This window comes from Streptomyces sp. NPDC055103, assembly GCF_053607625.1.
The window spans coordinates 42,793-66,477 of record NZ_JBSGTX010000051.1 but is presented as its reverse complement, the minus strand read 5'-3'; the positions used below and the strand labels follow the sequence as shown (position 1 = coordinate 66,477).

Annotated in this window: 20 protein-coding genes and 2 pseudogenes; 13 read left to right on the top strand and 9 right to left on the bottom strand. The window is 71.5% G+C overall.

Annotated features, from left to right (window positions below):
* The first annotated feature begins 230 nt into the window (after positions 1-230).
* Positions 231-3,767, top strand: a complete 3,537-nt coding sequence (gene mfd / locus ACWFR1_RS28105) for a transcription-repair coupling factor (protein ID WP_453555800.1) — start codon at positions 231-233, stop codon at positions 3,765-3,767.
* Positions 3,768-3,979: 212 nt separating this feature from the next.
* On the opposite strand, the gene ACWFR1_RS28100 is transcribed toward mfd, so the two are convergent.
* On the bottom strand, positions 3,980-4,558 hold the full coding sequence (locus ACWFR1_RS28100; protein WP_453555798.1) for a TetR/AcrR family transcriptional regulator: 579 nt from the start codon (positions 4,556-4,558) through the stop codon (positions 3,980-3,982).
* A 98-nt stretch (positions 4,559-4,656) separates the two neighbouring features.
* On the opposite strand from ACWFR1_RS28100, the gene ACWFR1_RS28095 reads away from it, so the two are divergent.
* Complete coding sequence (locus tag ACWFR1_RS28095; protein WP_453555797.1) at positions 4,657-5,103, top strand: DUF1772 domain-containing protein; 447 nt, start codon at positions 4,657-4,659, stop codon at positions 5,101-5,103.
* A gap of 5 nt (positions 5,104-5,108) precedes the next feature.
* On the opposite strand, the gene ACWFR1_RS28090 is transcribed toward ACWFR1_RS28095, so the two are convergent.
* Positions 5,109-5,759 carry a TetR/AcrR family transcriptional regulator gene (locus ACWFR1_RS28090; protein ID WP_453555795.1) on the bottom strand — a complete coding sequence of 217 codons (651 nt, stop codon included), beginning with the start codon at positions 5,757-5,759 and terminating at the stop codon, positions 5,109-5,111.
* 146 nt (positions 5,760-5,905) lie between these two features.
* On the opposite strand from ACWFR1_RS28090, the gene ACWFR1_RS28085 reads away from it, so the two are divergent.
* The 4 genes and pseudogenes from ACWFR1_RS28085 (at position 5,906) to ACWFR1_RS28070 (ending at position 8,779) form a co-directional block, all read left to right on the top strand.
* On the top strand, positions 5,906-6,760 hold the full coding sequence (locus ACWFR1_RS28085) for an SCO6745 family protein (protein WP_453555806.1): 855 nt from the start codon (positions 5,906-5,908) through the stop codon (positions 6,758-6,760).
* A gap of 39 nt (positions 6,761-6,799) precedes the next feature.
* Positions 6,800-7,291, top strand: a pseudogene (locus ACWFR1_RS28080) (HNH endonuclease family protein); the annotation flags it as partial.
* 117 nt (positions 7,292-7,408) lie between these two features.
* Positions 7,409-8,122 (top strand): HNH endonuclease family protein, encoded by a 714-nt coding sequence (locus ACWFR1_RS28075; RefSeq protein ID WP_453555804.1) that lies wholly within the window; start codon positions 7,409-7,411, stop codon positions 8,120-8,122.
* Positions 8,123-8,164: 42 nt separating this feature from the next.
* Entirely contained in the window at positions 8,165-8,779 is a 615-nt protein-coding gene (locus tag ACWFR1_RS28070; RefSeq protein WP_453555793.1) for an NUDIX domain-containing protein, read from the top strand.
* Between the two features lie 121 nt (positions 8,780-8,900).
* Here the strand turns inward: ACWFR1_RS28070 and ACWFR1_RS28065 are convergent, their stop codons facing one another.
* The 5 genes from ACWFR1_RS28065 to ACWFR1_RS28045 form a co-directional block, all read right to left on the bottom strand.
* Positions 8,901-9,431 carry a hypothetical protein gene (locus ACWFR1_RS28065; RefSeq protein ID WP_453555791.1) on the bottom strand — a complete coding sequence of 177 codons (531 nt, stop codon included), beginning with the start codon at positions 9,429-9,431 and terminating at the stop codon, positions 8,901-8,903.
* The gene (locus ACWFR1_RS28060; RefSeq protein WP_453555789.1) at positions 9,428-10,120 is read right to left on the bottom strand and encodes a hypothetical protein; all 693 of its coding nucleotides are present in this window, start codon (positions 10,118-10,120) and stop codon (positions 9,428-9,430) included. Before ACWFR1_RS28060 ends, ACWFR1_RS28065 begins: the two co-directional genes overlap by 4 nt.
* Positions 10,117-11,565 (bottom strand): hypothetical protein, encoded by a 1,449-nt coding sequence (locus ACWFR1_RS28055; RefSeq protein ID WP_453555787.1) that lies wholly within the window; start codon positions 11,563-11,565, stop codon positions 10,117-10,119. The genes ACWFR1_RS28060 and ACWFR1_RS28055 overlap by 4 nt, the downstream gene beginning before the upstream one ends.
* Positions 11,562-13,289, bottom strand: coding sequence for a hypothetical protein (locus ACWFR1_RS28050; RefSeq protein WP_453555785.1), 1,728 nt, complete (start codon positions 13,287-13,289; stop codon positions 11,562-11,564). The genes ACWFR1_RS28055 and ACWFR1_RS28050 overlap by 4 nt, the downstream gene beginning before the upstream one ends.
* A gap of 74 nt (positions 13,290-13,363) precedes the next feature.
* Positions 13,364-14,848: a tyrosine-type recombinase/integrase gene (locus ACWFR1_RS28045; protein ID WP_453555783.1), complete on the bottom strand. Its 1,485-nt coding sequence runs from the start codon at positions 14,846-14,848 to the stop codon at positions 13,364-13,366.
* 84 nt (positions 14,849-14,932) lie between these two features.
* Here ACWFR1_RS28045 and ACWFR1_RS28040 point away from each other — a divergent pair.
* Both ACWFR1_RS28040 and ACWFR1_RS28035 read left to right on the top strand, forming a co-directional pair.
* Positions 14,933-15,151, top strand: a pseudogene (locus ACWFR1_RS28040) (HNH endonuclease family protein); the annotation flags it as partial.
* A gap of 60 nt (positions 15,152-15,211) precedes the next feature.
* The gene (locus ACWFR1_RS28035; protein WP_453555781.1) at positions 15,212-15,958 is read left to right on the top strand and encodes an N-acetyltransferase; all 747 of its coding nucleotides are present in this window, start codon (positions 15,212-15,214) and stop codon (positions 15,956-15,958) included.
* 59 nt (positions 15,959-16,017) lie between these two features.
* Here ACWFR1_RS28035 and ACWFR1_RS28030 read toward each other — a convergent pair whose 3' ends face one another.
* Positions 16,018-16,800 carry a hypothetical protein gene (locus tag ACWFR1_RS28030; protein WP_453555779.1) on the bottom strand — a complete coding sequence of 261 codons (783 nt, stop codon included), beginning with the start codon at positions 16,798-16,800 and terminating at the stop codon, positions 16,018-16,020.
* Positions 16,801-16,909: 109 nt separating this feature from the next.
* Positions 16,910-17,698 carry a DUF4352 domain-containing protein gene (locus tag ACWFR1_RS28025; protein ID WP_453555777.1) on the bottom strand — a complete coding sequence of 263 codons (789 nt, stop codon included), beginning with the start codon at positions 17,696-17,698 and terminating at the stop codon, positions 16,910-16,912.
* Positions 17,699-17,893: 195 nt separating this feature from the next.
* On the opposite strand from ACWFR1_RS28025, the gene ACWFR1_RS28020 reads away from it, so the two are divergent.
* The 5 genes from ACWFR1_RS28020 (at position 17,894) to ACWFR1_RS28000 (ending at position 23,522) form a co-directional block, all read left to right on the top strand.
* A complete protein-coding gene (locus ACWFR1_RS28020; protein WP_453555775.1) occupies positions 17,894-20,143 on the top strand; it encodes an N-6 DNA methylase in 2,250 nt (749 codons plus the stop codon).
* A gap of 113 nt (positions 20,144-20,256) precedes the next feature.
* Positions 20,257-20,874: a hypothetical protein gene (locus tag ACWFR1_RS28015; protein ID WP_453555773.1), complete on the top strand. Its 618-nt coding sequence runs from the start codon at positions 20,257-20,259 to the stop codon at positions 20,872-20,874.
* Positions 20,871-22,493 carry a protein kinase domain-containing protein gene (locus ACWFR1_RS28010; protein ID WP_453555771.1) on the top strand — a complete coding sequence of 541 codons (1,623 nt, stop codon included), beginning with the start codon at positions 20,871-20,873 and terminating at the stop codon, positions 22,491-22,493. Before ACWFR1_RS28015 ends, ACWFR1_RS28010 begins: the two co-directional genes overlap by 4 nt.
* A gap of 121 nt (positions 22,494-22,614) precedes the next feature.
* Positions 22,615-23,022 carry an LppU/SCO3897 family protein gene (locus ACWFR1_RS28005; RefSeq protein WP_453555769.1) on the top strand — a complete coding sequence of 136 codons (408 nt, stop codon included), beginning with the start codon at positions 22,615-22,617 and terminating at the stop codon, positions 23,020-23,022.
* 104 nt (positions 23,023-23,126) lie between these two features.
* Entirely contained in the window at positions 23,127-23,522 is a 396-nt protein-coding gene (locus tag ACWFR1_RS28000) for a VOC family protein (protein WP_453555767.1), read from the top strand.
* Positions 23,523-23,685 lie beyond the last annotated feature (163 nt).

Genomic DNA, 23,685 nt, shown 5'->3' with positions numbered 1-23,685 from the left:
GGGTGGCGGCCCCGGGGGTCGGTGCCCCGGGGCGCCGGGCCGCCCGGGGGGCGCCCCCGAAAGGGGTGTCCGCCGGGGCCGCCCCGCGTTGTCGCCCGGTGTTTCGGGAGCGACTGTCGTGACCCCGTCGTACGCTGGACACCCCGGCCCGTACGACGTGTCGGGCTGTTCGCGTTGCCCGCCCCCGCGGGCCACCGCGCCCCGTACTCCGAACCCGGGATGGAAGCTCCATGAGCCTGCACGGCCTGCTTGATGAAGTCGTCAAGGACGCGGCCCTCGCCGAGGCGGTGAAGGCCGCCTCCGACGGGAACCGCCCGCACGTCGACCTGGTCGGGCCGGCCGCCGCGCGCCCGTTCGCCGTCGCCGCGCTCGCCCGCGACTCGGGGCGCCCGGTCCTCGCCGTCACGGCCACCGGGCGGGAGGCCGAGGACCTGGCCGCCGCGCTCCGCTCGCTCCTCGACCCGGACACGGTCGCCGAGTACCCCTCCTGGGAGACCCTGCCGCACGAGCGGCTCTCGCCCCGCTCCGACACCGTCGGCCGCCGCCTCGCCGTGCTGCGCCGCCTCGCGCACCCCCGCGACGACGACCCGGCCGCCGGCCCCGTCAGCGTCGTCGTCGCGCCGATCCGCTCCGTGCTCCAGCCGCAGGTCAAGGGCCTCGGCGACCTGGAGCCCGTAGCCCTGCGGTCCGGCCAGAGCGCGGATCTGAACGAGATCGTCGCGGGCCTCGCGGCCGCCGCGTACTCCCGGGTCGAGCTCGTCGAGAAGCGCGGCGAGTTCGCCGTACGCGGCGGCATCCTGGACGTCTTCCCGCCCACCGAGGAGCACCCGCTCCGCATCGAGTTCTGGGGCGACGACGTCGAGGAGATCCGCTACTTCAAGGTGGCGGACCAGCGCTCCCTCGAAGTCGCCGAGCACGGCCTGTGGGCGCCGCCCTGCCGCGAGCTGCTCCTCACCGACGAGGTACGCGAGCGGGCCAGGGCACTGGCCGAGGAGCACCCCGAGCTGGGCGAGCTCCTCAACAAGATCGCGGAGGGCATCGCGGTCGAGGGCATGGAGTCCCTGGCCCCGGTCCTCGTCGACGACATGGAGCTGCTCCTCGACGTCCTGCCGAAGGGCGCCATGGCCGTGGTCTGCGACCCGGAGCGGGTGCGGACCCGGGCCTCGGACCTGGTGGCGACGTCGCAGGAGTTCCTCCAGGCCTCGTGGGCGGCGACCGCCGGCGGCGGCGAGGCCCCGATCGACGTCGGCGCGGCCTCCCTGTGGGGGATCGCGGACGTCCGGGACCGGGCGCGCGAGCTGGACATCGCCTGGTGGTCGGTCTCGCCGTTCGCGGCGGACGAGACCGTCTCCGGGGAGGGCGACACCCTCACCCTCGGCATGCGCGCCCCGGAGTCGTACCGCGGCGACACCGCCCGCGCGCTCGCCGACACCAAGGGCTGGCTGGCCGACGGCTGGCGCACGGTGTACGTGACGGAGGCCCACGGCCCCGCGACCCGTACGGTCGAGGTCCTCGGCGGCGAGGGCATCGCCGCCCGCCTGGACGCCGACCTGGGGGAGATCGCCCCGTCCGTCGTGCACGTCGCGACCGGCTCCATCGACTGGGGCTTCGTCGACCCGGCGCTCAAGCTCGCCGTCCTCACCGAGACCGACCTGTCCGGCCAGAAGGCGGCCGGCAAGGACGGCCAGCGGATGCCGGCCAAGCGCCGCAAGACCATCGACCCGCTGACCCTGGAGGTCGGCGACTACATCGTGCACGAGCAGCACGGCGTCGGCCGGTACGTGGAGATGGTCCAGCGGACCGTGCAGGGCGCGACCCGCGAGTACCTCCTCGTCGAGTACGCCCCCGCCAAGCGCGGCCAGCCCGGCGACCGGCTGTACATCCCGACCGACCAGCTGGAGCAGGTCACCAAGTACGTGGGCGGCGAGGCCCCGACGCTGCACCGGCTCGGCGGCGCCGACTGGACGAAGACGAAGGCGCGCGCGAAGAAGGCCGTCAAGGAGATCGCCGCCGACCTGATCAAGCTGTACTCGGCGCGGATGGCGGCCCCCGGCCACGCCTTCGGCACGGACACCCCGTGGCAGCGCGAGCTGGAGGACGCCTTCCCGTACGCGGAGACGCCCGACCAGCTGTCCACCATCGCCGAGGTGAAGGAGGACATGGAGAAGACGGTCCCCATGGACCGGCTGATCTGCGGCGACGTCGGCTACGGCAAGACGGAGATCGCGGTAAGGGCCGCCTTCAAGGCGGTCCAGGACGGCAAGCAGGTCGCCGTCCTCGTCCCGACGACGCTGCTCGTGCAGCAGCACTTCGGCACGTTCAGCGAGCGGTACTCGCAGTTCCCGGTGAAGGTGCGGGCGCTGTCCCGCTTCCAGAGCGACACCGAGTCGAAGGCGACCCTGGAGGGGCTGCGAGAGGGTTCGGTCGACGTCGTCATCGGCACCCACCGCCTCTTCTCCTCCGAGACGAAGTTCAAGGACCTCGGCCTGGTCATCGTCGACGAGGAGCAGCGCTTCGGCGTCGAGCACAAGGAGCAGCTGAAGAAGCTCCGCGCCAACGTCGACGTCCTGACCATGTCGGCCACCCCCATCCCCCGTACGCTCGAAATGGCGGTGACCGGCATCCGCGAGATGTCGACGATCACCACCCCGCCGGAGGAGCGGCACCCCGTCCTCACCTTCGTCGGCCCGTACGAGGAGAAGCAGATCGGCGCGGCCGTCCGCCGTGAACTCCTGCGCGAGGGCCAGGTCTTCTACATCCACAACCGCGTCGACTCGATCGACCGCGCGGCCGCCCGCCTCCGGGAGATCGTGCCGGAGGCGCGGATCGCGACGGCCCACGGCCAGATGTCGGAATCGGCCCTGGAGCAGGTCGTCGTCGACTTCTGGGAGAAGAAGTTCGACGTCCTCGTCTCGACGACGATCGTCGAGTCCGGCATCGACATCTCCAACGCCAACACGCTGATCGTGGAGCGCGGCGACAACTTCGGCCTGTCGCAGCTCCACCAGCTGCGCGGCCGGGTCGGCCGAGGCCGCGAGCGCGGATACGCGTACTTCCTCTACCCGCCGGAGAAGCCGCTCACGGAGACCGCGCACGAGCGGCTCGCGACGATCGCCCAGCACACCGAGATGGGCGCGGGCATGTACGTGGCGATGAAGGACCTGGAGATCCGCGGCGCGGGCAATCTGCTCGGCGGCGAGCAGTCGGGTCATATCGCGGGCGTCGGCTTCGACCTGTACGTCCGGATGGTCGGCGAGGCGGTCGCGGACTACCGGGCGCAGATGGAGGGCGGCGCGGAGGAGGAGGCGCCGCTGGAGGTGAAGATCGAGCTTCCGGTCGACGCCCACATGCCGCACGACTACGCGCCGGGCGAGCGGCTCCGTCTCCAGGCCTACCGCTCGATCGCCTCCGCCAACTCGGAGGAGGACATCAGGGCCGTACGCGAGGAGCTCACCGACCGCTACGGCAAGCTGCCGGAGCCCGTCGAGAACCTGCTCCTGGTGGCGGGCCTGCGGATGCTCGCGCGCGCGTGCGGCGTCGGCGAGATCGTCCTCCAGGGCCCGAACATCCGCTTCGCCCCGGTGGAGCTGCGGGAGTCGCAGGAGCTGCGCCTGAAGCGCCTGTACCCGCGCACGGTCATCAAGCCGGCGGCCCACCAGATCCTGGTGCCGCGCCCGACGTCGGGCAAGATCGGCGGCAAGCCGGTGGTGGGCCGCGAACTGCTGGCGTGGACGGGGGAGTTCCTCACCACGATCCTGGGCTCGTGACGGGGTGACCGTGCCCCGGTGGTTCGCTCGAACCACCGGGGCACGGTCGCGTCCGGTCGCGTCCGGCGAGCCGCCCGGACGCCGGGGTGCGTCCGCTGAGCCGTCCGGAGCCGGGGCGCGTCCGTCGAGCCGTCCGGAGCCGGGGTGCGTCCGCTGAGCCGTCCGGAGCCGGGGCGCGTCCGTCGAGCCGCCCGGATTCCGCGGCGGCTCCGTCAGATCACGGCGAGCCGGGACGCCACCAGTTCGGCGCGCTGTTCGGCGTACTCCGGGGGCAGCCGTCCCGCCCGGGTGAGGGTCGCGAGACCGTGCAGGGCCGCCCAGAACGTCTCCGTGAACAGTCCCGGCGCGACGCCTTCCCCCGCGACCTCGCCGAGTGTCTCCATCAGGGCGGCGAAGGCGTCCTTCAGAGGCTCCGGGGTCTCCTCGGCGGCGAACGCCAGGCCGCCGTCGAGCTGGAACATCGCGTCGTAGACCGCCGGATTGCGCTCGGCGAAGTCGAGGTAGGCGCGGGCGAGGGCGGTGACCCGGGCGCGCGGGCCGTCCGCGGCGGAGGCCGCTGCCCGTAGCGCCCCGGCCATTTCCGTGGCCCCCTCCAGGGCGACGGCGCCGATGATCTCGCGCTTGCCGCGGAAGTGGCTGTAGAGGACTGGCTGGCTGTATTCGATGCGCTCGGCGAGCCGGCGGGTCGTGACCGCGTCCCAGCCCTGCTGCTCGGCGAGCTCGCGGGCCGTCGCCACGATGAGACGCTCGCGGCCCGCCCTTTCGCGTTCCTTGCGTTCCTGTACCGACATACTTCGATCCTAGCACCGCTAGACAATCAAGCGGCAGTAGCGCTAGCGTTGCCTCATCACCTAGCGGCACTAGATTCCAGGTTCCAGGAGGGGCAGTCATGCTCGACGCACTCGAGATCGCCACCACCGTGATCGTCGGCCTGATGGTGGGGGTGGAGTTCTCCGTCGCCTTCGTCATCAACCCGATCCTCAACGCCCTCCCCGATGACAGCAATCAGCGCGGCAGGAGCCACGGCGGCCGCATGCTCGGCGCCCTCATGCCGGTCTGGTACATCGGCTCGCTCGTCCTGGTCGCGATCTGGGCCGTCGCCGGATGGCACCTGGCGGGCGCCGGACTCGTCGTCACCGCCGGCGCGCTGCTGATCGTCAGCGTGGTCATGTCGCTCCTGCTGCTCGTCCCGATCAACAACCAGGGCAAGACGTGGACCCCCGAGAACCGGCCCGATGACTGGAAGGAGCAGATGAACCGCTGGGACCGCTACCACTACGTCCGCGTCGCCGTCATCATCGCGGCCTTCACCCTGCTGGTCGCGGCCCTCGCCTGAACCGCCTAGTTCCGGCTCTCCGCGCCCTCCGTGTCCTCCGCGCTCTCCGCGCTCTCCGCGCTCTCCGCGCTCTCCGTGCCCGCCGCGTCCTCCGCGGCGGGCGCGCCGCTGAAGAGCAGGCCCGTCAGCGAACGGAAGTACTCCTCGGGGTCCCGGCCGCCCAGTGCGGCGTCGACGTTCCGCGTCAGGAGCAGGGTCGCGAAGCCGTGGGCGAGCGACCAGGCGGCGATGCCCGCCGTGCGGGTGTCGGGGACGTCCGGCAGGCCGGCCACGCCGGCGCGGAGTTCGGTGGAGGCGCGCTCCTTGGCGGCGAGGAGCTCCGGGTCGTCGGTGCGGAGCAGGTCCGGCTGGAACATGACCTGGAAGTGCGCGGGATGGTCGGTCGCGAACCGCACGTACCGCACGCCGCGTTCGCGCAGCTCGGGCGTGCCGGCGAGGGCCTCGGCCAGGAGGTCGTACCCCTCGGTGGCGATCGCGGTGAGGAGTCCGGTGCGGTCCTTGAAGTGGTGGGCGGGTGCGGCGTGGGAGACGCCGGCGCGGCGGGCGAGGTCGCGCAGGCTGAGCGCCCCGGGGCCCTCGGCGGCGATCGCGTCGAGGGCGGCGGCGAGGACGGACTGCCGCAGGTCGCCGTGGTGATAAGTCTTCCGGCTCGTCATGGCAGCAGCCTAGCCGCTATCTAGTCGTTGACAAGTTCACAGGGCGGGTGCAATCTAGTCAGTGACAAGTCGATGGGCCAGTGAGTCGACCAGCCGATGAGCCGATCACCAGGGAGACCGCCGTGGAAACCGGACGCGTACGTCAGATGTGGCACCTGCTCGAACCCCTCCACGCCCTGCTCTACTACGCCCCCGAGGCCTTCGACGAGGCCGCGGCCCTCGGCTACGACACCGCCGAGCGCTGGCCCTCCTACTTCGCCTGGCGCTCCGCGCCGCTCGGCCCGGCCGGCCCGGCCCGGGTGACCTCGGCGTTCTACAGCTTCAGCCCCGAGATGGTCGCCCGGTACGTACCGGGGAGCGACGGCGAGGGCGCCCGGGAGACCGCGAGCGCCGCCGACGTCCTCGCCGCCCGCCTCCGGGCCGTCGACCGCACCTACCGTGCCGTCCTCGGCGAGGACACGGTCAAGAGCCCCGAGCTCGCCGAGGCCGCCGCCCTCGCCCGCCGCGCCGCCGAGGCGGCCGGGACGGAGGGGCGCCCGCTCGCCGCCGCCAACGCCGACCTGCCCTGGCCCGAGGCCCCGCACCTCGTCCTCTGGCAGGCCGCCACGATCCTGCGCGAACACCGCGGCGACGGGCACCTCGCCGCACTCCTCGTCGCCGGGCTCGACCCGGTCGAGGCACTCGTCTCCTTCGCGGCGATCGGCGCCGCCCCCGAGCCGGTCTTCGAGAGCCGCGGCTGGTCCGCCGAGGCGTGGTCCGCGGCCCGCGCGCGCCTCGCCGCCCGCGGACTCGTGGACGAGGCCGGCGCGGCCACCGACGAGGGCCGCGCCCTGCGCGCCGAGGTCGAGCAGCGCACGGACGAACTCGCCGCCGCCCCCTGGACCGACCTCGGCCCGGACGACACGGCCCGCCTCGCCGAACTGCTCGGCGGCCCCTGGCTGTCCGCCATCGGCTCCGGCCTGCTCCCCGCCGAGAACACCCTCGGCATCGGCAAGGTCTGAGACGAGGCCCGTGTGAACACCCCCGCCTAAGATGCGGGGGTGTTCACACAAGGGACGTTCCGCATATATCGAAGGCCACTGGCCGGCGCGGCGCTGGCCGTCGCCGCGCTCGTCACCACCGCCTGCTCGCCCGGCGCCGACACCCCCGCACCTGACGGCGGCACAGGCGGCAAGCCCGCCGCCCGCGGTACGGCCCTCGCCGCCGTGGACACCCTCACCGTCAAGGGCCGGGCTCCGAAGACCGGTTACGAGCGGGAGAAGTTCGGCCGGGCCTGGGCGGACGTCGACGGCAACGGCTGCGGCACCCGCGACGACATACTCCGGCGCGACCTGACCGGAGTCCGCCTCGCGGACGGTCGCTGCAAGGTCGCCTCCGGCACCCTCACCGACGACCCGTACACCGGCACCACCGTCGCGTACGTCCGGGGGCGCAGCAAGGTCGACATCGACCATGTCGTCGCGCTCTCCGACGCCTGGCAGAAGGGTGCCGGGAAGTGGGACACGGACACGCGCCGCCGCTTCGCCAACGACGTTATGTTGGCGGTGTAGATGTCTCACGGTGATGTGTCTCAGGGGTGGGGTGGCCGAGTGCCCAGGCGGTGTCTCACGAGCGGTGTGCTGCGTGCCGGCGCTGTACTGGTCATCGGGATGGGCCTGGCGGGTTGCACGGGAGGCGGACTCTCTGGCGAGAGCGGTTCCTCGGGCGGTGGCTCGTCAGCGTCCGCCAAGTACGGAACCAGCCCCTTGGCCGCCCCCGACGGAACGAAGCCCGGGCTGGCTCCGATCTCGTCCGAGAAGGACGAGGCGGCAGCTCGTGAGCTGATCTCCAAGCTGCAGACCAAGGGTCGAGGGCCGAAGACGGGCTACGGCCGCGACGAGTTCGGCTACGCGTGGATGGACACGGCGGACGGTGTGCCGCTGGCCCGGAACGGCTGTGACACGCGGAACGACTTGCTGGAACTGCACGGGCAGAACGTCCGGTTCCGCGCCGGCTCCGACTGCGTGGTCGTCTCGATGGACCTGTACGACCCGTACACCGGCAAGGACATCGCCTGGAAGAAGGCGAAGGCCGCCGAGGTGCAGATAGACCACGTGGTGCCCTTGTCGTACGCCTGGCAGATGGGTGCTGCGCGCTGGAGCAAGGAGAAGCGGCAGCGGCTGGCCAACGACGTGCTGAACCTTCTGCCGGTCTTGGGCTCCACGAACTCCGCCAAGCGCGACTCCGGTCCGGCGGCCTGGCTGCCGCCCAACAAGGCGGTCCGCTGCTCGTACGCGGTGCGGTTCGCGCAGGTAGCGGAGAAGTACGAGCTTTCCGTAACGACGGCGGACAAGAGAGCGATGCTCAAGCAGTGCGGCGGTTGAGTGGCAGCTCCACGTGTCAGTGCCTCCTGCCAGGATGCGCGGATGACTTCAATTGGCGTCCCGCTCACCGCCCCTGACGATCAGCCGCGCGCTCACCTTCTGGAGGTGGTCGGTGCCATCGAGCCGTGGGACGACCTGGAGCGTGCACATCTGAGGACCGCCACCCAGTGGATCGCCAGCGCAGCCCCGGTCTACCGGGTGCGCAAGCCGGATACTCCGGCGATGCACCTGGTGAGCTACTTCGTCGTCCTCGATGACACCCGCGGGCAGCTGCTGCTTGTCGCACATCGCAAGGCGGGCCTGTGGCTGCCGGCCGGAGGACACGTCGAGGCAGGTGAGGACCCGTGGGCCGCAGTCGTTCGCGAGTGCGCCGAGGAGCTGGGCATCCAGGCGGTGGCATCACCAATCACAGGCGAGCATCCCCTCTTCCTCACTGTCACCCGAACCCGGGGGCAGGGCGCACACACCGACGTATCGCTCTGGTACCTCCTCAACGCCGACGCCGACAGCATCACCTCTTACGACCAGGGCGAGTTCGAAACCATCCGGTGGCTGACTGACGAGCAGGTGCTCAAGGAGTCGGACGACCTGCTCGACCCCCACATGCACCGCTTCACCCGCAAGCTGCAGCAGGCCCGGACCAGGAAGCGCACGTAGTCACCAGCCGTCCTCGGCGTGGCACGACCCCGTGAGAACGGCACAACGCCGAGACTGGCGCCAGTACCGCTCACGACTGCCGTTCCCATGGGCAATCGTGACCGCTGACAGGTCTGATGGATCACGACTGAACCGACCGCGACCCGGCGGATGTCGGGGAATTCCGGAGCTGCGTCACCGCTCCGTGTTGTTCCTCCACGAGTTGGGCTCGCAGCCGGTGGCCGTCCACTTCCAGCTCGGCGTTCCTGAGCGTGAGGATCTGGATCTGGTTTGCGTACGCCGCGACGGTCGATCGCAGATCCCGGATCTCGGCGGCCTTGTCGCTGCGGAGTTCCTGCAGGGTCTTTTTCAGCTTGGCGATCTCCTGCCTGAATTCGTCGGCCTCGGGCCGCCTGGCCTGCGGGGTGCCGAGGACTTCCTTGATCGCTGCTGAGACAGGTGAGCGGTAGTACGAGGCTCGCGAGACGCCGGCCTCGGCGGAGATGTTCACTGCCGAGGTGCGGCCGTCGGTGATCTCGGGGCGGCCGAGCATGAGCTGCTCGAAGGCGCGCATGATCTTGTGGTCGATGTCGGTCAGGCCGGGGTTCTCTCGGGCCAGTCGGGCGAAGGCCGTGCGGATGGCTTGAAGAGTCTCGTCTGTGGAGTCGGTCATCGTCGGGTGTCCTCGTGGTCGATCTCCGCGATCAGGCGGGTGAGTGTGGCCAGGTGCTCGGTGATGGCGAGCTGCTGGAGTCGTGGGAGACCGGTGGTCGCGCCGAGTTCGGCCCGGGCCATGTCGTGTGCCCGTTCCAGGCGGGGCAGATGGACGGCGGAGCGCCGTGAGTTGGGGCAGCGCATGCACATGTCGAGCATGGGGACGGGGCGTCCCAGGGGCTTGGCGCGCTTACGGCACACGGCCGTTTCCGCCTGGTAGAAGCAGTCGTTCAGGACGCCGGGGTGCAGGGTCTTCGTCAGGTGTCGCAGCAGTGTCCTCAGCCGGGACGGGCTGGCCACCGCGCCCGGAAGGTCTCCGAGTTCACTGCGGACGCGGTCGAATTCGGCCTCGATGCGCTGGGTGGCGCCGCCTGCCGAGCGTCCGCCCTCGTTCCAGTCGTGGTAGAGGTCCTCGACGTAGTCGAGCTTGGCCACGGCCTCTTCGGCGGCGACCTCGTCGGCGAAGCCTGAGGCGGAGGTGCCCGCGTATCCCTCGAACATGGTGATCGCGGCGTGCTTGTACTGGCGTGCGCCCGCTACCACCCCGAAGGGCTGGTGGGCGATGTGCCAGGCGAGGGTGCGGCGGAACTGCCTGGTGTCGAAGGCCCAGGGAAGTGCCGTGGGTTCTGGCGCGTCTTCCTCGGTCACGTCTTCCTCGTCTGGCAAAAGGGCTCATCGGGGGGTGTCGTCGTCAGCGGGACGTAGAGCTCATCCGCTGTGCTGAAGAGCGCGTTGAGGTGGTCGCGGAAGGCGCGGATGCGCCGGGGCACGTTGGTGAGCAGTACGTATCCGTTGCGGCCGCCGCCGTCGTAGCCGAAGAGGTGGCCGGGGTCGTCGTTGATCTCCTTGAGAACGGCGACGGCGCGGTGCACGACATCCAGGACGACCCATTCGGCTTCGTCCCCGCTGAGCTTGTGGTCCTTCCCCTTGTAGACCCGTCCGCGGACTTTGTATCGGGGCCGCCCGTCGGCTGCGGTCTCGGAAGTGGCGCAGTCGCGGCCAAGCTCACGTACTTCCACGTCCCGCATTCCCGAAAGGTAGGCGATGACGATCCAGCATGCCGTGCGCAGGAAGGACAGCTCGTTGGCTAACGTGAAGGGGCTGAGTCGCGGGCGCCACGGCCTGCCGGAGGCTGGCCATGGGGACATGGGAGTGTTCAGGCCGCCTTCCTCGTAGCCGATCTCCTCGCCGGCCTCGGCCATCAGCGGTCGTAGGTGCGAGGCGTTCCCGCAGCCGACCAGGAGTGAGACAAGGCGGTGGTTGGGACTCTGCGATACGCCGTTGACGGTGACGGCGTCGGGCACGGTGTGCGCGGTCTCGCGAGGGAGTGCGGGAATGCCACGGCCCGTAGCGCGGCGCTCGGCGATGAAGGCCAGAACCCTTTCTCGTGCCTGGCCAGGACCAAGATTCTGGCCCCTGCGTGCCGCTTCCAGCGCAGCGACCTCCCGCTCGGCGGTGAGGATGTCGCCACTGGCCGTCTCCACATAGAAGACCGCGGCCCTTAGCAGAGGCGCGAGGACCTCCTCGGGGATGCGTGGGGTGGCGTTCTCTCCCTTGACCCGCCGCACGCCGACGACGGCGTAGGCGCTGCGACCGCTCCAAGGGAGGACGTTCAGCCGGTCCTGGGACAGGAACGGGCCGTGCGCCGCGAGGTGCTTGAGAAGTGCGATGTTGCGGACGGCATTGCTCGGACTGGGCTTCCACTTCGTCAGTACGGCGTCCAGGTGCGCGCGGCCGACGGCGGACAATCGTGGCGCGCCCACATCCCTCAGATCCTTCGTGACGGCGATGAAGACGCGCAGCTCTCCCGCCGCTGCCGTGGCCTTCATGGGGCCGAGGCCCAGGGAGCCCCGGTGGAGGCGGGAGGCGACGTACTCCTTCGCCGTGCGCCGTGTCATCGGATCGCCGATCTGCGTGAAGTCGAGCCGCCACGTCCGCCAGGTGCGGGGCAGCACGCACCGCAGGTCCCAGACGTCCTCGGACAGGAGCGGACCCGGGTCCGGCAGGTCTCGCGTGAGCCACTCCGGGAGGACGTACTCCGAGGCCGAGGGCAGGTCGTGATCACCGGTCCGCGGCTTGGGGACGGCAGTCATGCGATGACCTCCAGGAACGACGGGGGCAGCAGGAGGCGATCGCCTCCGGCCTCGGCGATCGCCTGTGCCGTGGCGATCTGGCGCGTGCTGAAGCGGGCGCGGACACCGTGGACGATGCGGTCCCACGCGAGACCGAACCGCGCGGTCCACTCGGCGGCGGGATACTCCTCGCGCTGTCGCTCCAGGAAGTCCAGGAAGGACAGCAGGCTCGGCAGGTGGCGGCTGGTGAACACCGCGTTCGGGCATTCCAGGCAGCCCCAGGCTGGTACGGGGCAGGCCGCCCCTGGCTTGCGCGCGAACGGTGAGGCGAAGAAGTCGCGGCAGGAGGCGAGCCATACGTCCTGCTCGCCGGAGAGTGCCGACTCGACCTCCCGCGCGGTCAGCGCGGCCTGGCCGTCGTCGAGTCGGGCGCCCTCGTCCGACAGCACCACCGGTGGGGCCAGCGCCGCGCTCAGTGCCTGTGCAAGGCCCGCCTCCACCGCCTGGTCGTGGGTCTCTTCGTGGGCGTCGATGTCCGCATAGTGCTTCGCGGCGACCGGCCGTGTGTGGCCGGAGGCGAAGTCCTCAAGGACCCCGCCGGCCCGCAGGTACTGACGGGACTTGACGGTCTTGCGTACCCGCCGCAGGTCAAGGGTGACGGGCCCGCCGGCGCGGTCGGTGAGGCGGTCGAGCCCGTGCTCGGACATCCACTGCCGGCTCACGGCCGATCCTTGCGGACCGTCGAAGGATGCCCGGGCCTGCCCGTGACGACCGACGTCGCACCATAGTGCGTCGCTGCCGATCAGCTCGCGGGTGCGTTTCGTCAGGCGCAGGGCCAGCCGGATCACGCCACCGGGGAAGCGCAGCGAGCCGCCATCGGTGACCCTGACCGTCTTGTGAGTGGAACCCGGGGCGCGCTTCTTGACGTAGGCGATGCTGACGTAGCCGCGTGCCGGACTCGCCAGGCAGTCGGAGCGCAGCTGTCGGATGCACTCGGGTTCCATGCCCGTCTGGCAGGCGAGAAGGAGTAGGAAGGGCACCAGGTCCCTAGTGGTGAGGTGGAGACGACCGTTGAGTTCCTCTCTTCCGCCCAAGGGGCGCAGGACCTTGTACGAGGCGTCGTCGACGGTCAGCGGGCCGTGGTTGGCGATGTACCAGAGGACGTTCTCCAACCGGTCCCAGCCGTACCGACGTGGGTCACGCCCCGAGGCCGCCAGCTTCTCGCCCTCCAGGATCCGGTCGCGGATGCGGGCGACGTCGTCCCGGGCGGCGGTCTCCAATGCGTCGAGCACCGGGAACGGATACGCGTCGAGTGGCTTCGACGCCCGGTGGGCCGACGCCGACGTGAAGCCCAGGCGGGCGTGAAAGGTTGCCCCGAAGGACTCAGGATGCGCCTCGTGCACCAGCTTCAGCAGCCGCACGAGGTACGTCATGGTGAGGTACGGCTCCTTGCTCGCCTCGCCGTACCGAGCGATCAGACGAGTCTCGAACGCGTCCAGGAGATCGGGCTCCAGGTCGCTCAGGCGCAGGTCGGCGGCCGAGTCCGGGAGGGCAGCGGCCGTGAACTCGACGAACTCCCGGATGCGTTTGACGACGTAGCGGACGCCACTGCGGTCACGCAGCGTGCCGGGAGCAGTGAGGACTTCGGCGAGTGCGGCAGCGAGGGCCCGGGTGAGACGGGGACATGGGAGCCCAGACAGGTCGATGCTCTCGGGACTCCCGTTGAGATCCACAGTGAAGATCACGGGACCGATCGTCGGCACGGGCTCTGTTGCCGCAGAGGTCTCGACAGCGGCAGGGAAGCGGACGCGGCGCCGGCTCACTGCTCCTCCTCCGAGTCCGAGGGGATCCGCTCGAAGGCGGCGGCCTGCTCGTCCCAGTCGCCGAGCGCCGCGAGCACGATCTCCTGGGCCTCGTCCAGGACATCGAGGTACGTGTACACGGTCGCCTCATGGCGGTGACCGAGCAGGAGCTGGAGCTTGCGCAGAGGATTGCCGATGAGCAGGCGCTTCACCTCCGCGTGGGTGAACCGGCGGTCCTCACGCATGCCGAGTGCCCGGACGGTCTGGCGCAGCAGCAGGCCGAGCATGTGCACCGCGAACGTGTGCCGCAGGGTGTGCGGGTGGACATCGAAGTCGAGTCCGAAGGAGGCGCACCGCTCGTTCGCCCGCTGGAAGACCGACTGCCAGGTACTGCGCCGCAACGGCAGCCCATTCTCACCGAGCCACAGACACAGGGGGCCGACCGTGCTTCCTCGGCCGTCGACCTGGACGAGTCGTGCCCGGTCCGCCGCACCGATGCGCGAGTACGACCAGCTCGTTCCGTTCTCGATCACCAGCGCGTGTCGGTTCGCCCGGCGGACTGGCAGCCACTCCGCAGCCGCTTCGTACACGCCTCGGGCACGATGCCGCTGTACCAGCTCGTCACGCTCCATGCCGACGTAGTGGCGCAGGTCGCGGGCCACTCGGGGGCGGACGTACACCGTGCGGGCCTTGCCTCGCTTGGCCACGGCGGCCGAGACGGTGATGTCGCCGATCAGACGTCTGCCGGTCACCGGCGGCAGTTCTGTCGTCAGCACGCTCGCGGCCTCGCCCAGCCGCATGCCGGTACAGACCAGGAGATCGGCGAAGAGAGCGTTGCGTTCGCCGTTGCGCCCGCGCCACCTGACATCCGGGGAGCCGTCCGGCAACAGCCCGCGCAGCCCGATGTCCCGCCAGAGCATGAAGTCCTCGTGCGACAGGAACCGGATCGGCTGCCGGGGCACCTCGGCCTCGGCGTCGACGTTGACCCGTACGCGTTTCGGCCCCTGCGGCGACACCACGGTCTTGTCGACGTACCGGAACGGTTCGGCCGACAACAACTCCTCGTACAGCGACCACTGCACCCACTTGTCGAGTGCGGCGATGGAGCGGTTCCAGGTGGCCACCGAGATGCTGCCCGGTCCGTCGCCGTGAAGGCGTACGGCCTTGTACGCGCGCAGGTCGGCACCGTCCGTGTCCCAGATGGACTTTCCGCCGCGGGACTCGTGGAGAAAGCGGCAGTAGAGCATGACGTCGGTGCTGTAGGCCACGCGGCTGTTCTCCGATCGCACGCCCCAGTTCTCCAGGTCGCGAAGGAAGCGGTTCAGGTGGCAGTCGTAGCTGCCGTCCGGTCCGAGGATGAAGGGTCTGCCCTCGTCGACACCGGCCCGCTGAAGGACCGAGTCGCCGTCGAAGGGAAGTGAATCGATGGGCGGCGCCCCGAGCGCTGTCCGGTGCAGCAACACCGTCGTCTCGGAACTGGCATCCGTGTCCTCTGACTCCATCGCGTGCAAGCCACCCTCCCCGTGAGACAAGCTGTACGCGCACATAACGGGAGGAGTGGTGAGACAGTTACGGGTGCCGACATAAACGACCCGCTCAACCTCCTCGCCGTCGACGCGTCGGCGAACCGGCGCAAGTCCGACGGCGACGCCGCGACCTGGCTCCCGCCGAACAGGTCGTACCGCTGCACGTACGTGGCCCGGCAGGTCGCCGTGAAGAAGAAGTACGGGGTGTGGGTGACCGGCGCCGAGCGGGACGCGATGAGGAGGGTCCTCAAGGGGTGCCCGCAGCAGGAACTCCCGTAGATCGCCGACCCCTCGGGAAAATCGTTTCGGCTTCCGGAAGTGGATCTTTATCCTGCCTGCATGGACCTGAACATATCGACCCTCGCCGCACGACCCGAGCTGGAAGGGCCGATGTGGAGCATGCTCGATCTCTGGCCCGAGTTCATGATGTACGACCCGGTCGGCTGGGCGAACATCGGCCGGATCGTGCGTGAGCTGCCGGAGTACGTCCTCGTCGCCACGAACGACGAGGGCAAGGTCGTCGCCCGCGGTTTCAGCGTCCCCTTCCGGATGGACGTCGACGGCCGTCGCGAACTGCCGCCCCGGGGCTGGGACGAGGTGCTGCTCTGGGCCTTCTCGGACCTGCGAGCCGGCCGCGAGGCGGACACCGTCAGCGCGATCGAGATCACGGTCGACACGAGCGCGCTGGGCAACGGCGTCTCGCACCGGATGCTCGCGGCCATGCGGGACAACGTGAAGCGGCTCGGCTTCTCGGAGCTCGTCGCGCCGGTCCGTCCCAACGGCAAGCACCTGGAGGCCGGGTCCTCCATCCACGAGTACGCCTTCCGCACCCGCGAGTCCGACGGCCTGCCGGTCGACCCGTGGCTGCGCGTCCACGTCCGCGCGGGCGGTGTCGTCGAGGCGGTGGCCCCGGCGTCGATGACCGTCTCCGGCTCCGTCGAGCAGTGGCGCAAGTGGACGGGTCTGCCGTTCGACACGGACGGTCCGGTCGAGGTCGACAAGGCCCTCGTCCCGGTCCACTGCGAGGTCTCGCGCGGCTACGCGGTCTATGTCGAGCCCAACGTGTGGGTGCGCCACCGCGTCTGACGGGTTCCGGATCCGCGCGGAGTGTCGGTTCGTGCGGAACCGTAAGCCCGTACGGAGCCTCAGTCCGTGACGACGACGTCCTTGGCCGGCGGGGCCTTCGCCTCGACCGGCCTGTCGTACCGCGAGAACGTGATCGTCCCCGGCTCGTCGCCGCCCGTCGTCACGATCCTCAGGATGTGCGGCTCGCCCTCCGCGGCGACGTAGACGGTGTTGGTCTCGTCGGCGGCGGTGCCGCCCGGCTCCGTCAGCTTCAGTGCCTTCCGTCCGTCGACGACGGCCTCCCCGCCCTTCTGGATGCCGCTCCCGCCCTGCTCGAACGCGGCGAGGAGTCCCTTCAGGTCGCAGAGTTCCAGCATGCCCTTGGTGTCTGGGTCGTTCACGGACGACTTCGTCCAGCGGCCCCTGAGCTGCTGGAGCAGCGCCTCCTGGACCTCCGGGCTCTCGCCCTTCCCCTGCGCGCGCAGGAACGACTCGTCGAAGCGCAGGTACGCGTTCTTGTCGTCGGCCTTGATCAGCTCGGCCGTGCCCGTCGCGTCGACGGTCAGCGTGCCCACGCACTTCCCCCGAGAGTCGACGGAGAGGTACGCCTTCAGCGGCTCCCCGTCGGACGTCACGTCGACGTCCAGCGTCAGGGACTTCGCCGCCTTCGTCGCCGCGATCGCCCGGTCGAGGATCTGCGGCCCGGTCGACTCCCCGAAGGGGCCCGTGGCTTTGGGGGAGGGGCCGTCCGTGACCTCCTCGGACACCGGGACGTCCGAGAACCGGGCGCAGGCGGTGGCGGAGAGCGCGACGGCCGCGCAGAGGAGGGCGACGGCGAGCGGGCGGCGGGGCGTGGCGTGCATGGTGGCGGTGTCTCCGAGGGGATGTACGGGGGGAGTTGTACGGGGGAAGGGGGCCCCGTGGGGCCCCCGGTCCGGGTGGTGACCGCCTGGGGCGGTCGGGCGGCCTGCGTCAGCCGATCTTCAGTTCCCACTGCGAGGCGTCGTACGTGAAGCCGGGGTTGACCTCGACGGTCAGGTTCTTGGCGTCCTTCGGGGCGTCGAAGGCGACCGTGAGGGTGGCCTTCTTGCCCGGCAGGACGGCGCCCTGGAAGCCCGCGCCGACCTTCTCGTCGAAGATCTGCTCCGCCTCGACGCCGTTGGCACCGGCCCGCGCGCTCAGCTGGACACCGACGGCGTCGAAGTTCTTCTTGCCGCCGTTCTCGACGGTGACCGTGACCTGGTACGACTTGTTGCCCTTGGTGTGGCCGACCGCGTACTCACCGGCGGTGAACGGCTTCGGGTCCGAGACCGTGACCTTCAGGTCGTCGTAGACCGAGGTGTCGCCGTCCTCCAGGGCCTTGCCCTTGTCCGCCTTGCCGGCGTCGCCCGCCGGGGCCCCGGACGCCGTCGGGCTCTTCGGCGCGGACTCCTTGATGCCCTTGTCGAGCTCGTCCACCAGGTCCTTGGCGGCGGTGACCGTGATGATCAGGCCGACCGTCGCCAGGATCAGGGACACGAGGCCGAGGATCGCGCCGGTGAGCGTCACGCCCTTGTTGTTCGCCTCGCCGCGCTTCACGCGGCCCTTGCCCACGAGGCCCAGGATCAGGGCGATGAGGCCCAGGGTGCCGGCCAGCCAGAAGAGCAGCGGGATGAGGCCGGAGAGCGTACCGATGATGCCGAGGATCAGGGCCGCGGTGCCGAGGCCGTTGCGCATGGCCTGCCGCGGGGCGGCGGGCGGGACCTGGGTGTCGTACGACATGGGTGTGTCCTCCCGGACAGAGAAGCTGTCTGAAGCGATGGGGTAATCACAGCAGAGCTTGTGAACCGAGTCAACACGGTTAATGGAAAAGAAGCCCGCGCACGCTGTGAAGTGGTGTCGCGCGGCTTCCGCAGTAAGATCGATGTCACACGAGGGCGTGGACATGGACGAGGGCGATTCAGGGAGTTGAGTCAGGTGCCGGAGGAGAGCGCAGGAGACGCGGGCGCGACAGAGGTCACCGCCGCCGGGATCGCCCGGCTCGCGGGGGTGGGCCGGGCCGCCGTCAGCAACTGGCGCCGCCGTCATCCCGACTTCCCCAAGCCCGTGGGCGGCACGGAGGCCAGCCCCTCCTTCGCCCTCGCCGACGTCGAGCGATGGCTCCGCGACCAGGGCAAACTCGCCGAGATCCCGCTGCGCGAGCGCGTCTGGCAGCAGATCGCGGGCCACCCCGCCGGCGCGGTCACCGCCCTCGTCCACGCGGGCTGCGCCCTCCTTCTCGTACGGGACCGGTCGGCGGCCTGGCCGGCGCTCGCCGCGCTCCCGGACGAGCGGTTCACGGGCGTGCTCCCCGTCGCCCTGGAGGAGACGCTTACCGAGCGTCTCGGCCCCGAGCGGGCCGTCCTCACCCCCAGCGCCTCCGCGCTCACGCCCTCCGTCCCGCTCCTGCGCGGGGTCGCCGACCTCGCAGCGGAGACGGGCGGGGTCCGTCCGGCCTTCGAGTTCCTGCTCGGCCGGCACCTCGACGCCAACCCCCGGCAGTTCACGCTGACCCCGCCCGGCCCCGCCTCCCTGATGGCCGCCCTCGCGACGGGCGCCCCGACCGGCGCCAAGGACGGCACACCCGAAGGCACCTCCCAAGGCACCTCCCAAGGCACCTCCCACGCCACCCCCGACGACCCCACCGCCCCGGTCGCCGTCCCGCGCGCCGTCCCCCTCACCGTCCTCGACCCCGCCTCCGGCACCGGCGGCCTGCTCAGCGCGGTCGAGCGGCCCGGCGCGGTCTGCGGACAGGACGCCGACCACGACCTCGCCGCGCTCACCGCCCTGCGCCTGGCCCTCGCCACCGACGCCGACATCCGCGTCCGCTCCGGCGACAGCCTGCGCGCCGACGCGTTCCCGGCGCTCGCCGCCGACGTCGTCCTGTGCCACCCGCCGTTCAACGAGCGCAACTGGGGCCACGACGAACTGGCCTACGACCCGCGCTGGGAGTACGGCTTCCCGGCCCGTACGGAGTCCGAGCTCGCCTGGGTGCAGCACGCCCTGGCCCGCCTCCGCCCCGGCGGCACCGCCGTCCTCCTCATGCCCCCGGCCGCCGCCTCCCGCCGCTCCGGCCGCCGGATCCGCGCCGACCTGCTCCGCAGGGGCGCCCTCCGCGCGGTCGTCGCCCTCCCGGCCGGCGCCGCGCCCCCGTACGGCATCCCGCTCCACCTCTGGGTCCTGCGCAAGCCCGTCCCCGGCGACCGCCCCGCCGCCGAACTGCTCCTCGTCGACACCGCCTCCGAGCACGCGGGCCAGGGCAGGGACGGCCAGGGCAGGGACGGGAGGGACAGCAGGGACCGGCTCGGCTGGCCGGCCGTCCACGCGGCCGTACTGGACGCCTGGACGGCGTTCGACCGGGACGGGACCGTCGTCCCGACCCCCGGGGAGAGCCGCGCCGTCCCCGTCATCGAGCTCCTCGACGACGACGTCGACCTCGCCCCCGCCCGCCATCTGCCGCCCGCGGCCGCCGCCGAGGGAGCGATCCAACTGGCCCTGGTCCGCGAGCGTCTCGCCGAGACCCTGCACCGGACCCGTCAGCTGACACCGCCGCCCGTGACCGACCCGGCCACGGCGGGCGGCGGCACGACCGGCGGCGCCACGGCGGGCCGCCTCACGGCCACGGCCGGGACGACCACCGTCGGCGAACTCGCGCGCGCCGGGGCCCTGACCCTGCGCGCGGGCGGCACGGGTACGGCCCCCGCCGGCGCCCCCGTCGCGGTCCTCACCGACCACGACGTCCTCGCCGCCCAGCCGCCCTCCGGCTCGCTGCCCGACGGCCCGCCCGAGGAACCGGTCCTCCTCGCCGCCGGTGACGTCGTCGTCCCGGTCCTCGGCGGCGGCGCGGCCGTACGGGTCGTCGACGCCCGTGCCGAGGGCGCCGCCCTCGGCCGCAACCTCCAGCTCCTCCGCCCCGACCCGGCGGCCCTCGACCCGTGGTTCCTGGCCGGGTTCCTCCGGGCCACCGCCAACACCCGGCAGGCCAGCAGCTACGCCTCCACCGCGACCCGGCTCGACGTGCGCCGGCTCCAGCTGCCGCGCCTGCCCCTCGCCGAACAGCGGCGGTTCGGCGCGCGGTTCCGCGCCCTCGCGGAGTTCGAGGAGGCCCTGCGGCAGGCGTCCCGGCTCGGCGAACAGCTCGTCCAGGGCCTGTACGACGGCCTGGCGGACGGCACGGTCGCGCCCTGATCCGTCCGGCGACGGTTCTGTTCGACAACGGTTCCGGACAACCAGGAACCGTTGTCGGTGACGGTGTATACGCTCGTCTCCTACCCGACCCGTTCGAGCAGGAGCAGCAGCCGATGTACGGCCCCCCGCAGGTCCCGCAGGTCCCGCAGCCGTTGCCGCCCGGCCCCGCCGCAGGCGCCTCCGGCGGCCTGATCGCGCTGCGCGTCCTCTTCGTCGTGCTGCCGCTGCTCAGTTGCGGCATCCTGGCCTGGGCGCCGATGCTGCGGCTCGCGATCCTCACGCGCACGGTGCGGGACTGGGTGGCCTTCGGTATGACCTTCGTCGCGGCCACCGCGTTCTTCGTCTACATGGGCATCACGGGCGACGAGGAGCCCACCGACCTGGAGGCCTTCCTCGGAGTCGGCACGATCCTGGTCCTGGGGGCCGGTTCGGTCGCCTACTACCTGGTCGGGGAGCTCCGGCACCACGAACGCCGCCGCGCGATGCCGGTGCCGCCCCCGCACCGGCCGCTCGGATACTCGTACGGGCCGGACGGTGCCGCCGTCACGACGACGTCGAGCGGGGCCCCCGCCCCGTACATCTGCGCACCTCCGCCGCCGGTCAACCCGGTCCAGCCGGCCTCCGCGCCCCGCATCGAGCAGGTCCGCGCCGAGCTCGACGAGCTGAGCGATCTCCTGCGCAAGGACGGGCAGGACCGGCAGGCCGGACGCGAAGGCGAAGGCCGCAGATGAACGGACGTGTCATCGGCGGGCGTTACGAGCTCGCCACCGTCATCGGCCAGGGCGGCATGGGCCAGGTCTGGACGGCGTACGACGGGCGGCTCGACCGCCGGGTCGCGGTGAAGCTGCTGCACCCCGCCGGCATCGCCGGGCCCGCGACCGCCGCCGACGAGCTGCGCCGCCGCTTCGTGCGCGAGTGCCGGGTCACGGCGCAGGTCGACCACCCCGGCCTGGTGACCGTGCACGACGCGGGCAGCGACGGCGAGGACCTGTACCTCGTCATGCAGTACGTGGAGGGCGCCGACCTCGCCGACCACCTCGCCGAGAACGACCCGTACCCCTGGGAGTGGGCCGTCTGTGTCGCCGCGCAGCTGTGCGCGGTCCTCGCCGCCGTGCACGCGGTGCCGATCGTGCACCGCGACCTCAAGCCGCGGAACGTGATGGTGCGCCCCGACGGCACGGTCACCGTCCTCGACCTGGGCGTCGCCTCCGTCCTGGACACGGACACCACCCGCCTCACCCACACCGGTTCCCCCATCGGCAGCCCGGCGTACATGGCGCCCGAGCAGGCCATGGGCGGCGCCGTCGGCCCGTACACCGATCTGTACGCGCTCGGTGTGCTCCTCCACGAACTCCTCAGCGGGGACGTGCCGTTCTCCGGCTCGACCGCGCTCGGCGTGCTGCACCGGCACCTGTACGAGCCGCCGCGCCCGATCCGGCAGCTGCGCCCCGAGGTCCCCGACGCCCTCGAAGCGCTCGTGCTGCGGCTCCTCGCGAAGGACCCGCGCGACCGGCCCTCGGGCGCGCAGGAGGTGTACGAGCACCTGCTCCCGCTGCTGCCCGCGCGCGGCGCCCCGGCGGGCCCGATGGACCCGACCCGCCCGTTCCTGCGCCCGCACGCGCCCTGGCCGGACCGGAGCGCGCCGGCGCCGATGACCGCACCGCCGCAGCAGACGCCGCCGCAGCAGACGACGGACCCCCGCCTGTACGCGACGCCCGCCCCCACGCCCGCCCCCACGACCGCCCCCACATCCGCCCCCGCGCCCACTCCCGCCCCCGTGCCGACTCCCCGCCGCGATGTCGCGGCCGCCGTCGACGAGGTCAAGCGGCTGCTCGGGGAGGGCTCGTTGACGCAGGCCGTGGACATCCTCGGCGGCATCCTGCCCGCCGCCGAGGCCGAGCACGGTGAGCGTTCGCCGGTCGTCCGCATCCTGCGCAAGCAGTACGCGTCGACGCTGATGGACGACGGCCAGTACCGGCGCGCGCTGCCGGAGCTGCGCCGCCTCGCGGAGGACCGCGACGCGGAGGCGGGCCCGGCGGACCCGCAGACGCTCCAGTTCCGGTACGACGCGGCGGTGTGTCTGGAGCAGCTGGGCGAGACGGCCGCCGCGCTCGGGGAGTTCCGCGCGGTCCTGCCGTTCTACGAGCGGGGCGCCGACCCGGCCCGGGCGTTCGACATCCGGCACCGGGTGGGGCTGTTGCACCTCGCGACCGGGGAGCACGCGGCCGGGCAGGCGGAGCTCCAGCGGCTGCTCTTCGACGCGGAGCGCGCGTACGGCCCGTATCACCCGCTTCCGGTGGACTTGCGGAGGGCGTTGGAGCGCCAGCGGCAGCTGGGGCCGCGACCCTGACGTTGCGCCAGGATCACGACTCGGCATCTGATCCGGAAGTGGATCTTCACGATCCTTTTTGCCGGTTTTAGCGCATGTAACGTTCGCGTCTGATCATGTCCGCGCCCCCCAAGGAATCCTCATGACGACGCCGTCCGCGCCCCTCACCCCCGAGCAGCAGCCCGCCGCCTTCGGCGCCCCCGAGGCGCCGCAGGCTCCGTCGAAGGGGAAGCAGATCCTCAAGAAGGTCGGCGCCGTCCTCGTCGCCATCGTCGCCGTCCTCGCCTGGAAGTTCGGCGTCCCGTACCTCACGGGCGAGGCCCCGGTGCACGCCGAGGCCGGCGAGTGCGTCACGGTGACGGGTCCCGACAACGACCCGAAGGTCGACACCGTCGACTGCGCGGCCGGCAAGGCCGACACGTTCAAGGTCCTCAAGGTCATCGAGGACACCTTCGACGTGAACAAGTGCGGCACGGAGGTCTCGGCCCTCGCGCAGGAGCTCAACTCGGTCAAGTTCGTGCTCTGCCTCGAAGAGGTCGCCGCGAAGTAACGCGCGCAGGCACGTACGGGAGAAGGGCCGGAACCCCACGGGGATCCGGCCCTTCTCCCGTTTCTCCTTTGCCGGGCCCCGGGGCGCGCCCTAATGTCGGTCGGATGACGCGCTCTTCCGATGCGATTCAGCTGAACCACACCATCGTCCACTCCTACGACCGCTCCCTCTCCGCCCACTTCCTCGCGGACATCCTCGGTCTGGAGGTCGGCGCCCCCTTCGGCCCGTTCCTCCCCGTCGACCTCTCCAACGGCGTGACCCTCGACTACTACGAGGAGAAGACCGCCCCGATCCACCCGCAGCACTACGCGTTCCTCGTCCCCGACGGGAGCTTCGACGCGATGATCGAGCGGCTGGAGGCGGCCGGCGTGACGTACTACGCCGACCCCGGCCACACCGAACCGGGCAGGGTGAACGGGCTCTTCGGCGGCCGGGGTGCGTACTTCGACGACCCGGACGGCCACAACATGGAGATCATGACGGTGCCGTACGCGCGGTAGGCGTGGCAGCGGGTACGAGGAAGGGCCGGGGGGGGGGGGTGCCCGCCCCCGCCCGTCCCGTAGGGGGGGGCGCGCACGGAGTGGGTAAATAGGGGGGGGGGGGGCCGCGCCGGCCGCGGGGGGGGGGGCGCGGGGCGCGCGGGTGTGCGGGGTGCGGGTGTCC